Here is a 10,827-nt window from a genome sequence, read left to right as displayed (position 1 = left end):
CGACGCCGCGAGCAGTTCCGGAACCGTGCCGAACTTCACCCGGGGGCGTCCACCGTCCCGGCCCCGGGCCCGCTCGGCCCGGTCGATGGCGGCCTGGCCCCGGGCGTCGACCACCTGGCGGGCGCGGCCCCGGACCAGGCGGCCGAACGCCTTGGCCGGGTGGGCCGGGGAGGGCAGCGCACCGGCGACCGCGTCCGCGAGGAGCGTGCCGACCGTCTCGGCGGCGCAGGTGCGGTTGGCGCCGATGCCCCCGGAGGGCCCCCGCTTGATCCAGCCGACGACATACGTGCCGGGCATCCCCGCCACCCGGCCGCCCTCGTGCGGCACCGTGCCGCTCGCCTCGTCGAAGGGCAGCCCCGGGAGGGCCCGTCCCCGGTACCCGATGGCCCGCAGGAACAGCTGCGCCGGTATCGCGGCCTCGCCCCCGTCCGCCGTGACCCGGACGCCCGTCACGTCGTCGCCGCCGGTGACCTCCACGGGCGCCGAGTGGAAGCGGAGCACGACGCGCCGCCCCTCGGCGGGCGGGCGCGACCAGTCCACGCGCTCGCGGCGGACCCCCCGCAGCACGGCCGCCGCGCTGCCGGCCACGGCATCCTCGATCGCCGGGCCGATGCGCGGATCGTGGTCGTCCACCACCAGCTCCACACCCGGCAGATGCCTGAGCGCGAGCAGTTCGGACGACGTGCAGGCGGCGTCCCCGGGACCGCGCCGCCCGAGCAGGACGACCTCCCGCACCCCGGAGCCGCGCAGCGCGGCCAGGGCGCGGTCGGCGATGTCGGTGCCCGCGAGCGCCGCCGGGTCCGCGACGAGGACGCGCGCGACGTCGAGCGCCACGTTGCCGTTCCCCGCGACGACCACCCGCTCGGCCCTGGAGAGGTCCACGGCGTCCGGCGCCACCTCGGGGTGCGCGTTGTACCAGGCCACGAACGAGGACGCCGCGATGCTCGACGGCAGGTCCTCGCCCGGCACGGCCAGCCGGCGGTCGGCGGCGGCCCCGACCGCGTAGATCACCGCGTCGTGGTGGGCGGCCAGCTCCTCGGCGGAGAGGTGCGTGCCGACCTCGACGTTGAGGTGCATCCGCACTCTGGGGTGGGCGTGGAACCGCGCGAAGGTCTCCCCGACCCCCTTCGTCCCCGGGTGGTCCGGCGCGACGCCGTACCGGACGAGCCCGCCGGCCACCGGAAGCCGGTCGATCAGGGTCACCTCGGTGTTGGTGTGCAGCAGCAGGTCCTCGGCCGCGTACATTCCGGCGGGCCCGGTGCCGACGACCGCGACCCGGATCGGCGCGAAGTCGGACGGCAGGCTGCGCGTAAACGAAGGGGCGCCCCAGACGTGGAAGTTGGGACCGGAGACGGGCTCCGGCTCCCGGTCCGCGTAGTAGGCCGCGTTGATGGCGGCGTACTCCTTGCGGGCCCCGAAGAGGCTGTCCACCGGGAAGATCGCGTCCACCGGGCAGGCGTCGGCGCACGCCCCGCAGTCGATGCAGGTCTCCGGGTCCACGTACAGCATCTCCGTACGCCCGAAGTCCCGCTCCTCCGGCGTCGGGTGGATGCAGTTGACGGGGCACACGGCCACACAGGTGGCGTCGTTGCAGCAGGTCTGGGTGATGGCGTAGGTCATGGCTCGGGCTCTCGGCTCGGGTCAGATCAGGTCGGCGCGCTTGTAGAAGAACAGGGCCGGCCTCGTCAGCAGACGGGCCGATGCCAGGAACTCCATCAGCCCCGAACAGCTCGATCGCATCAGGGACTTGTGGTGCTCGTTGGTCTTCGCCTCGGCCCGCGCCCGCGCTGCGTCGAGGCCGGCGTTCGCGTAGACGTCCCGGTTCACCATGCTGGTGACGATGTAGTACGAGGCGATGGCGACGACGAGCGCGTTGAGATGGCGGCGCACCGGACCCGCGTCGCGCAGGCGCTTGCGGGTCTCGTCGCGGGCGAACTTCATGTGGCGGGACTCCTCCACCACATGGATGTTGTTGATCGTGCGGACGAACGGCGCGACGCGCTCGTCGCGCATCCAGTCCCGCTGCATCACGTCGAGCACCTCCTCCGCCACGAGGATCGCCGCGTACGCCGCTTCGCCGAAGGCGAGGGTCTTGAAGGCGCGGCCCAGTTCGACCACCGGGCGGCGCGGCCGGTAGGCCGGAGCGCCCAGCTTCGCCGCACCCCGGGCGAACATGATCGAGTGCCGGCACTCGTCGGCGACCTCGGTCAGGGCCCACTGGAAGCGCGGGTCGGTCGGGTCCTTGGCGTACATGTCGCGCAGCACCATCTGCTGGAGGATCATCTCGAACCAGATGCCGGTGCTGGCGACGGAAGCGGCCTCCTGGCGGGTCAGTGACTTGCGCTGACCCTCCGTCAACTCGCGCCAGTACGCGGTCCCGTAGAGCGTGCTCCACTCGGGGCTCGCGCCGTGGTGGTCCGTGTCCAGGGGGGTGTCCCAGTCCACTTCGGTGGCCGGGTCGTACGAGAGCTTCGCGGACGAATCGAGCAGGCGCCGGGCGACGTCCTGCTCGGCGGCCCGGTCCTGGTCCTCCGGCCGAACGGTGCTGCTTGCCATGCTGCGGCTCCTTGACTCGAGAGATCGACCCCGGCGCCGTCCGGCCCTCATCGTGTACCGGCCCATGAGCTCGCCGGCCGTCGGACGCCGCCCTCGCTTGTTAGACGCGGCGTCTAGCAAGCTGTTAGACGGAAGGTATAGCAAGAGGCGCGCGCTCACTACCCCCGCGTAGGAAATTCGCACGTTCTCTCCACGGTGCGGGCGGGCCCGTGGAGTCGGCGCGGGCCGGTCGTCGTGCCGCGCGCCTCCCTCGAGTCCCGTGCGGAGACCGGTCGGGTCGTCGTCTTCGCGGATGAGGCTCTCGTCCAGCTGGTTGACCGACCGGGGGAGGGTCTCCCGGCCGTTACGGCCCGGTTGGGCGGGGAACGCCCCAGTGTTGACGTGCCCAAATCAAGAAAGCGTCGTCTTTCCGTGTTCACATCCTTGTACTCAAAGTCTTGGCGACCCTATCCTCGCCAATCAGAAAGCGCTTTCCATCTCTCTCCGACGAATGGGAACGAACATGAGGCGACCAGTCGCACTGAGACTGTCTGCGGCGCTGTCCACGATGGCCCTGGCGGCCGCGGCCGGAGCGGTGCTGACCATGCCCGAGGCATCCGCCGCCGTCGCGGGCGGCGCCACCGGCTACGCGAGCCAGAACGGCGGCACCACCGGCGGCGCGGGCGGGCAGACCGTACGGGCCACCACCGGGACCCAGATCCACCAGGCCCTGTGCGGCCGGGCCAGCAGCAGCACCCCGATCACCATCCAGGTCGAGGGCACCATCAACCACGCCAACACCGCCAAGGTGTCCGGCGACAGCTGCAACACGGCGGCCGGCGTCATCGAGCTCAAGCAGATCAGCAACGTCACGATCGTCGGCGTCGGCAGCGGGGCCGTCTTCGACCAACTGGGCATCCACATACGCCAGTCCAGCAACATCATCATCCAGAACGTGACCGTCAAGAACGTCAAGAAGTCGGGTTCGCCCACCTCCAACGGCGGCGACGCCATCGGCATGGAGAGCGACGTCCGCAACGTCTGGGTCGACCACGCCACCCTGGAGGCGTCCGGCGGCGAGGACGACGGGTTCGACGGCCTCTTCGACATGAAGGACAACACCCAGTACGTGACGCTCTCGTACAGCACCCTGCGCAACTCCGGCCGGGGCGGCCTCATCGGCTCCAGCGAGACCCAGCTCGACAACGGCTACGTCACGTTCCACCACAACCTGTACGAGAACGTCGACTCCCGCACGCCGCTGCTGCGCGGCGGAACCGCCCACATCTACAACAACTACTACGTGAAGCTGAACAAGTCCGGGATCAACTCCCGGGCCGGCGCCCACGCCAAGGTGGACAACAACTACTTCAAGGACTCCAAGGACGTCCTGGGCACCTTCTACACCGACGCCACCGGGTACTGGCAGGTCAGCGGCAACACCTTCGACAACGTCACCTGGTCCGCGCCCGGCGAGGAGAACCACCCGGCCGGCCCGAGCCCGCAGTCCAACACCACGGTCAGCATCCCCTACGCGTACACCCTCGACAACGCCTCCTGCGTGCCGGCCATCGTGACCAGCACAGCGGGCGCAGGCAAGGGGCTCAAGGTCTCGGACGGCGACTGCTCCACCACGACCCCCACGCCGGACCCGACCGATCCCACCCCGGACCCGACCGACCCGACGCCGGACCCGACCGACCCGACCACGCCCACCGGCACCAACCTCAGCCTCGGCGCGGGCGCGGACGGCTCCAGCAAGGCGAGCGGCACCAGCTACGGCAACGTGCGCGACGGTGACCCGAACACCTACTGGTCGCCCTCCGGCACGACCGGCTCCGTCTCCGTCAAGTGGGGCTCCGCCACCACCGTGTCCTCCGTCAACATCCGCGAGGCCGCGGGCGCCCAGGGCGTCATCGGCTCATGGCGGCTGCTGAACGCCGACACCGGCGCGGTCCTCAAGACCGGCAGCGGAGCCGGCACGATCAGCATCCCGGCCACCTCCCTGCGCAAGATCACCTTCGAGATCACCGGCGCCAGTGGTGCGCCGAAGGTCGCGGAGTTCGAGACGTACGCCGGATAGCGGCGGAACCGCAGGCAGGCGGCCCGGTCCGGGAGCACGACGCTCACCGGACCGGGCCGCCGCGTACATGAGTCACGCCGGGCGGGCAAACCGCACCGTATGACACGGACACCGCACCCCGGCACCGGAACGGAAGAACACCGGCACGACGGCGACGGCCCGCCACCGGACGTGGGCCCCGGGGAAGACATCGAGGAACGGGCACCCGACCAGCCCAGCGACCTGAGCGGCCGGTCCTGGCTCGCCGTGCTGCGCGCCACCGCGAGGGAGTTCAAGGACGACGAACTCGCCGACCGGGCCGCGGCACTCACGTACTACGGAGTCCTGTCGCTGTTCCCCGCGCTGCTGGTGCTGGTCTCCCTGCTGGGCATCGCGGGGGAGTCCGCCACCCAGCGGGTCCTGGACAACCTGCGCAAGCTGGCCCCCGGCTCCGCCCGCGACATCATCACCGACGCCGTGCACCAGCTCCAGGGCAACGCGGGCGTCGGGTCCGTCATGGCGGTCGTCGGCCTCGCCGTCGCCGTCTGGTCGGCCTCCGGCTACATCGCCGCGTTCATCCGTACCTCGAACGCCGTCTACGACCTGCCCGAGGGCCGCCCGGTCTGGAAGATCCTGCCGCTGCGCCTCGCCCTGACCGCGACCCTGATGGTCCTCGCCTGCTTCAGCGCCCTCATCGTCGTCTTCTCGGGCGCCCTCGCCCGGCAGGCCGGCACCGCCCTCGGGATCGGCGACACCACCCTGACCGTGTGGTCGATCGCCAAGTGGCCGGTCCTGGTCCTCCTGGTCATCGTCATGATCGCGCTCCTGTACTGGGCGGCCCCGAATGCCAAGGGCCGCGGCTTCCGGTGGATCACCCCCGGCAGCCTCCTGGCCCTGCTCATCTGGCTCGTCGCGTCCGCCGGCTTCGCGTTCTACGTCGCGAACTTCGCCTCGTACAGCAAGACCTACGGCACCCTCGCGGGCGTCGTCATCTTCCTCGTATGGCTCTGGATCACCAACCTCGCGATCCTGCTCGGCCTCGAATTCGACGCCGAGATGGCCCGCCGCCGCGCGATCGCCGGCGGACTGCCCGAGGACGAGGAGCCGTACGTCGCCCCGCGCGACACCCGTGCCTGGAGCGACGAGGACCGCCGCCGGATGGAGGAATGAACCGGGCGGTATCCGGACGGCCACAGGGTAGCCGTGCCGGGACCGACACCCGCACCGCTGCGCCGGACGGATGGGCGCGGCACACGAATCGGACGATCAAGGAAGGCCAGGTGACCTCGTATGAGCACGATGGAGCGTCAGGCCCGCGCCACCGACGAGTCGGTGAACGTGCTGGTCTCGCGTGCCTCGCAGCAGATCTCGGAGCTGGTCCGGGAGGAGATGCAGCTCGCCCGGGTGGAGATGACCCGGAAGGGCAAGCGGTACGGCAAGGGCGGCGGCCTCTTCGGCGCTGCCGGCCTGCTGGGTTTCCTCACGGCCCAGGCCCTGGTGGCGACGTGCATCGCCGCCCTCGCGTCGGTCCTGCCGGTGTGGGCGGCGGCTCTCGTCGTCACGGCGGTGCTGGCGGCCGTGGCCGCCGTCGCCGCCCTGGCGGGGAAGCGGCAGATCACCGAGGCCGGGACGCCCGCGCCCGAGCAGACCATCGACAGCGTCAAGGCCGATGTGGCAGAGATCAAGGAAAAGGCACACCGATGAGCGACACACACCGGACGGACAACGAGGACCCCACACCCGAGGACCTGCGCAGGCGGGTCGAGCACACGCGTGACGAACTGGGGATGACCGTCGAGGCGCTGGCCGCCAAGGCCGACGTCAAGGCGCATGCGAAGGAGAGGACGGCCGCTGTGAAGCAGCAGACCGCGGAGAAGGCCGCCCTGGCCACCGGCCAGGTACGCGACAAGGCGGCCCAGGTCGCCCAGAAGCTGCGGGACCGCACCCCCGACCCCGTCCTGGAGAAGACGGCGCAGGCCGCCGCCCAGGTACGCGACGGCGCGGCCAGGGCCGGACAGTACGCGGCGGAGAAGGCGCCCGAACCCCTGCGGGAGACCGCGGGCCAGGCCGCCACCGCGGCACGCACCCACCGCACCCCGCTGCTCGCGGCCGGGGCACTGGTCGTCGCGGTCCTGCTGGTCCGCCGCAGCCGGGGCCACCGCCGGTGAACGCGGCCAAGATCGCCTACAAGCCGGTCGGGCTCGTCCTGGGCGCCGCGGGCGGCATGATCGCAGGCATGGCGTTCAAGCAGGTGTGGAAGGCCGTCGAGGGCGAGGGCGACGCCCCCGACGCCATGGACGAGGACCGCCGCTGGAAGGAGATCCTGCTCGCCGCGGCCGTCCAGGGCGCGATCTTCGCCGTCGTCAAGGCGGCGATACAGCGTTCCGGTGCGGTGACCGCCCGCCGCCTGACGGGCAGCTGGCCCGGCTGACGGGGCGAAGCGGAAGCGGAGGGGCCGGCGCCTGCGACACGGCGCCGGCCCCTCCGCTTCCGCGGGGCCCCTCCCGGCACGGGCCGCGCGATGTGACCGTTCCACCGCAAGGGCCCCGGCGCCACCTCTCCGCCGCGGGCCGTGGACGGGCGAACCCGGCGGTCATCGGGGAACGTGGACCACATGACTCCTTCGCAGACCCCGGACCCGGATCCGGAACCCCGCGAGACCACAGGGCTGGAGCCCGGCGGCGGAGTGCCGCCCGGCGAGACCCCGCCCGGCGAGAGCAGCATGTCGGGGGCGGGGCCCCAGGACACCACGTACAACCGCCCGAAGGGCTGGGCGAAGGCCCCGATGGCGGTGATCACCATCGTGACGCTCCTCGTCGCGGCGTTCTTCCTGGTGTACGCGATCATCCTGCTGCTCTGACGCGGTGGAGGGGCGACCCGAACGGCCGAACCCGCCCGGCGCGGGAAGGCCGTGTCCGCACGCCCGCACGGGCTGCCCGCCCTGCCGGGTGCGTCAACCTCGCATAACGTGATGAAAAGGCGCATACGTACACGTTCCGAAGGAGTCGACGCACGTGACGGACGTATCGAGCAGGGGGCCCGCCGCCGGGAACGAGCGGGAGACGCTCACCAACCGGCAGGGCCACCCCGTCCACGACAACCAGAACCAGCGCACCGTCGGCGCCCGCGGCCCGGCCACGCTGGAGAACTACCAGTTCCTGGAGAAGATCAGCCACTTCGACCGCGAGCGCATCCCCGAGCGCGTCGTGCACGCCCGGGGTGTGACCGCGTACGGCTGGTTCGAGGCGTACGGCGCCTTCGGCGACGAGCCCATCGCCCGCTTCACCCGCGCCAAGCTCTTCCAGGAACGCGGCAAGCGCACGGATGTCGCGGTGCGCTTCTCGACCGTCATCGGCGGCCGGGACTCCTCCGAGGCGGCGCGCGACCCGCGCGGTTTCGCGGTGAAGTTCTACACCGAGGACGGCAACTGGGACCTCGTCGGCAACAACCTGGGGATCTTCTTCATCCGGGACGCGATCAAGTTCCCCGACGTGATCCACGCGCTCAAGCCCGACCCCGTCACGTTCGAGCAGCAGCCCCGGCGCATCTTCGACTTCATGTCGCAGACGCCCGAGTCCATGCACATGCTGGTCAACCTGTTCAGCCCGCGCGGCATCCCGGCGGACTACCGCCACATGCAGGGCTTCGGCGTCAACACGTACAAGTGGGTCAACGAGGCCGGTGAGTCGTTCCTCGTGAAGTACCACTGGATGCCCAAGGCGGGCGTGCGCAGCATGACCGAGGAGGACGCCGCCAACGTGCAGGCCGACAGCCTCGGCCACGCCACCAAGGACCTGTACGAGGCAGTGGGTCGCGGAGCCCACCCGGAGTGGGAGCTGCTCGTCCAGGTGATGGACGACCACGACCATCCGGAGCTGGACTTCGACCCGCTGGACGACACCAAGACCTGGCCGGAGCAGGACTTCCCGCCCAAGGCGGTCGGCCGGATGGTCCTCGACCGGATGCCGGAGAACTACTTCGCGGAGAACGACCAGATCTCCTTCGGCACCGGTGTGCTGGTGGACGGGCTCGACTTCTCCGACGACAAGATGCTGGTGGGCCGCACCTTCTCGTACAGCGACACCCAGCGCTACCGCGTCGGGCCCAACTACCTGCAACTCCCGGTCAACCAGGCCAAGAACGCCCCCGTGCGCACCAACCAGCGCGACGGCCTGATGACGTACCACGTGGACGGCGGCGGCGGGAACCCGATCGTCAACTACGAGCCGTCCATCACGGGCGGCCTGCGTGAGGCGCAGTGCCCCGCGGGCGACGAGGTGGGCCCCGAGGTGCGCGGCCGGCTCACGCGCAAGCGCATCCCCCGGACCAACGACTACCTCCAGGCCGGGCAGCGCTACCTCCTGATGGAGCAGTGGGAGCGGGACGACCTCGTGCGCAACCTGGTGAACCTGCTCTCGCAGTGCGACCGGCCGGTCCAGGAGCGGATGGTCTGGCACTTCCTGCTCGTGGAGAACGAACTGGGCCTCAAGATCGGTGAGGGTCTCCGCATCACCCCCGCGGACGTCAAGGGCCTGGAGCCGCTGCCCGGCCAGACCCTCACCGACGAGGACCGGCAGCGCCTCTCCCACCTCGGCGACAACCCGCCGCGCGACGTCACCGGTCTGACGATGACCCACTGCGTCCCCGACGAGCGCCACGTCGTCACCCGCTGACGCGACCGGCCCTCCCGCGCGTCCGCCGCGGGAGGGCCGGCCCGATGCCGTCAGCGCTTCAGCGTCAGCAGACCGGGGCGGTAGGGGAGGAGACCGTAGTCGCCGCCGGACTGGGGGCTGCGGCCCTGGTAGAGCAGCCGCAGGTTGCAGGGGTCGACGGTCATGGTCTGGTCGGGGCCGGTGCGGATCAGTTCGCCGTGGCTGACGTCGTTGGTCCAGGTGGCGCCGCTGTTGGCCTTGCCGGCGAAGGGGTTGCCCTCGGTCGCGGCCTGCGGCGTCCACGTGCCGTTGAGGCTGGTGGCCGTGAACGAGCGGAAGTAGCGGCCCTGGGCGCCGATCGCCTCGACCATCATGAGGTAGCGGTTCTGGCCCGCCAGCTTGTACACCTGCGGGGCCTCGAACAGGTTGTTCGTCGTGTCGCTCATGACCACGGTCGAGGACGAGCCGAAGCTGCCGGGGAAGTTCCCGATCGGCATGCTCGCCCGGTAGATCTTGCCGTTGTCGCCGGCGAAGAACAGGTACATGTTCGTGCCGTCACCGATGAGCGTCTGGTCGATCGGGCCCGTTCCGGAGCCGCTGATGCTCCCGGAGAAGAGCGTCTGCGGGGCCGACCAGCCGTTCGCGTTGGCGGGGTCGCTCGACGTCCGGTACGAGAAGGCGGTCCCGCCCCACTGGTAGGTGAGCACCCAGACGTTCTTCGGCGCGAAGTAGAACAGCGTGGGTGCGACGGTCGCGGAGGACATCGCGTTCTGCCCGGCCGACGCCATGTCCGGCCAGTCGTTGAAGAGGCTGAAGTTCATGGACCCCCAGCTCGACCCCAGGTCGTGCGTCGTGGCGTAGACGAGCTGCTTGCCGTTGTACGGGACGACGGTGAAGTCCTTCAGCGAGGCCCATCCCGACCTCGGCTGCGCCAGCGCGCCCGTCGAGCTCCAGCGGTAGGAGGAAGGGAGCTCGCACGTACCGGTGCCCGGGTTCTCGTCGCCGACCTTCACCAGCTTCCACTGCTGGTTGGCGCCGCCCCAGTCGTCGTACTGAACGACGTTGGCCCCGTCGGCGGTGGAGGCACCCTGCACTTCGAGGGCCTTGCCGCTGTGGCGCGAGATCAGCCGCACGTAGCCGTCACTGCTGTCGGCGAGCCGCCACTGCTGGTTGGTGGCGTTCAGGTCGGTCCACTGCACGATCGCGCCGCCGTTCGCGGTCGACCAGTCGTACACGTCCAGCACCTTGCCCGAGTGGCGGGACCTGACGCGGTAGTAGCCGTCCCCGGAATCGACGAACTGCCACTGCTGCTGGGCCTGGTCGTTCCGCGACCACTGGGTGATGCGGGCGCCGTCGCCGGTCGCCAGGTTGTAGACGTCCAGCGCCTTGCCGCTGGTGCGGTTGACCAGGACGTACGAGGCGTTGGAGTCGACGGTCGCGGCGGCCGCGGGCTCCGCGCCGAGGAAGGTGGCGACGAGCAACAAGGGCGCCAGAACGGCGACCAGGCGTCCTCGGCGGAAGGGGAACGGAAGGCGAAAACGCATCTGGGGACCTCCTGAAAGCAGGGATGCGAGAGGC

General features: G+C 70.7%; 10 protein-coding genes. 7 read left to right on the top strand and 3 right to left on the bottom strand.

Going from position 1 to position 10,827, the window contains the following annotated elements; all coding sequences use genetic code 11:
* Both G3I41_RS00120 and G3I41_RS00115 read right to left on the bottom strand, forming a co-directional pair.
* On the bottom strand, positions 1–1,620 hold a 1,620-nt coding region (locus G3I41_RS00120), incomplete at its 3' end, for an FAD-dependent oxidoreductase (RefSeq protein WP_164398231.1).
* Between the two features lie 21 nt (positions 1,621–1,641).
* Entirely contained in the window at positions 1,642–2,556 is a 915-nt protein-coding gene (locus G3I41_RS00115) for a diiron oxygenase (RefSeq protein WP_164398230.1), read from the bottom strand.
* A gap of 502 nt (positions 2,557–3,058) precedes the next feature.
* Between G3I41_RS00115 and G3I41_RS00110 the strand changes: the two genes are divergently transcribed.
* The 7 genes from G3I41_RS00110 (at position 3,059) to G3I41_RS00080 (ending at position 9,270) form a co-directional block, all read left to right on the top strand.
* Positions 3,059–4,618: a pectate lyase gene (locus tag G3I41_RS00110; protein WP_164398229.1), complete on the top strand. Its 1,560-nt coding sequence runs from the start codon at positions 3,059–3,061 to the stop codon at positions 4,616–4,618.
* A gap of 99 nt (positions 4,619–4,717) precedes the next feature.
* Positions 4,718–5,767: a YihY/virulence factor BrkB family protein gene (locus G3I41_RS00105; protein WP_164398228.1), complete on the top strand. Its 1,050-nt coding sequence runs from the start codon at positions 4,718–4,720 to the stop codon at positions 5,765–5,767.
* Positions 5,768–5,887: 120 nt separating this feature from the next.
* Positions 5,888–6,301 (top strand): phage holin family protein, encoded by a 414-nt coding sequence (locus G3I41_RS00100; RefSeq protein WP_164398227.1) that lies wholly within the window; start codon positions 5,888–5,890, stop codon positions 6,299–6,301.
* Positions 6,298–6,765: a DUF3618 domain-containing protein gene (locus G3I41_RS00095; RefSeq protein WP_164398226.1), complete on the top strand. Its 468-nt coding sequence runs from the start codon at positions 6,298–6,300 to the stop codon at positions 6,763–6,765. The genes G3I41_RS00100 and G3I41_RS00095 overlap by 4 nt, the downstream gene beginning before the upstream one ends.
* On the top strand, positions 6,762–7,028 hold the full coding sequence (locus tag G3I41_RS00090) for a DUF4235 domain-containing protein (protein WP_164398225.1): 267 nt from the start codon (positions 6,762–6,764) through the stop codon (positions 7,026–7,028). Before G3I41_RS00095 ends, G3I41_RS00090 begins: the two co-directional genes overlap by 4 nt.
* A gap of 183 nt (positions 7,029–7,211) precedes the next feature.
* The gene (locus tag G3I41_RS00085) at positions 7,212–7,457 is read left to right on the top strand and encodes a DUF6480 family protein (RefSeq protein ID WP_164398224.1); all 246 of its coding nucleotides are present in this window, start codon (positions 7,212–7,214) and stop codon (positions 7,455–7,457) included.
* A 154-nt stretch (positions 7,458–7,611) separates the two neighbouring features.
* Positions 7,612–9,270 carry a catalase gene (locus tag G3I41_RS00080; RefSeq protein WP_164398223.1) on the top strand — a complete coding sequence of 553 codons (1,659 nt, stop codon included), beginning with the start codon at positions 7,612–7,614 and terminating at the stop codon, positions 9,268–9,270.
* 50 nt (positions 9,271–9,320) lie between these two features.
* Here the strand turns inward: G3I41_RS00080 and G3I41_RS00075 are convergent, their stop codons facing one another.
* Positions 9,321–10,793 (bottom strand): non-reducing end alpha-L-arabinofuranosidase family hydrolase, encoded by a 1,473-nt coding sequence (locus tag G3I41_RS00075; protein WP_164398222.1) that lies wholly within the window; start codon positions 10,791–10,793, stop codon positions 9,321–9,323.
* Between the last annotated feature and the right edge of the window lie 34 nt (positions 10,794–10,827).

It is taken from the genome of Streptomyces sp. SID9727, assembly GCF_010550605.1.
Taxonomy (GTDB): domain Bacteria; phylum Actinomycetota; class Actinomycetes; order Streptomycetales; family Streptomycetaceae; genus Streptomyces.
Note: the sequence above shows the minus strand (reverse complement) of the source record. Positions and strands in the feature narration are given on the sequence as shown.

Excerpts from the sequence above, each read along its gene's own strand:
- G3I41_RS00115 (WP_164398230.1), bottom strand. The coding sequence starts at position 2,556 with ATGGCAAGCAGCACCGTTCGGCCGGAGGACCAGGACCGGGCCGCCGAG.
- G3I41_RS00095 (WP_164398226.1), top strand. The coding sequence starts at position 6,298 with ATGAGCGACACACACCGGACGGACAACGAGGACCCCACACCCGAGGAC.
- G3I41_RS00085 (WP_164398224.1), top strand. The coding sequence starts at position 7,212 with ATGACTCCTTCGCAGACCCCGGACCCGGATCCGGAACCCCGCGAGACC.
- G3I41_RS00075 (WP_164398222.1), bottom strand. The coding sequence starts at position 10,793 with ATGCGTTTTCGCCTTCCGTTCCCCTTCCGCCGAGGACGCCTGGTCGCC.
- G3I41_RS00110 (WP_164398229.1), top strand. The coding sequence starts at position 3,059 with ATGAGGCGACCAGTCGCACTGAGACTGTCTGCGGCGCTGTCCACGATG.
- G3I41_RS00100 (WP_164398227.1), top strand. The coding sequence starts at position 5,888 with ATGAGCACGATGGAGCGTCAGGCCCGCGCCACCGACGAGTCGGTGAAC.
- G3I41_RS00105 (WP_164398228.1), top strand. The coding sequence starts at position 4,718 with ATGACACGGACACCGCACCCCGGCACCGGAACGGAAGAACACCGGCAC.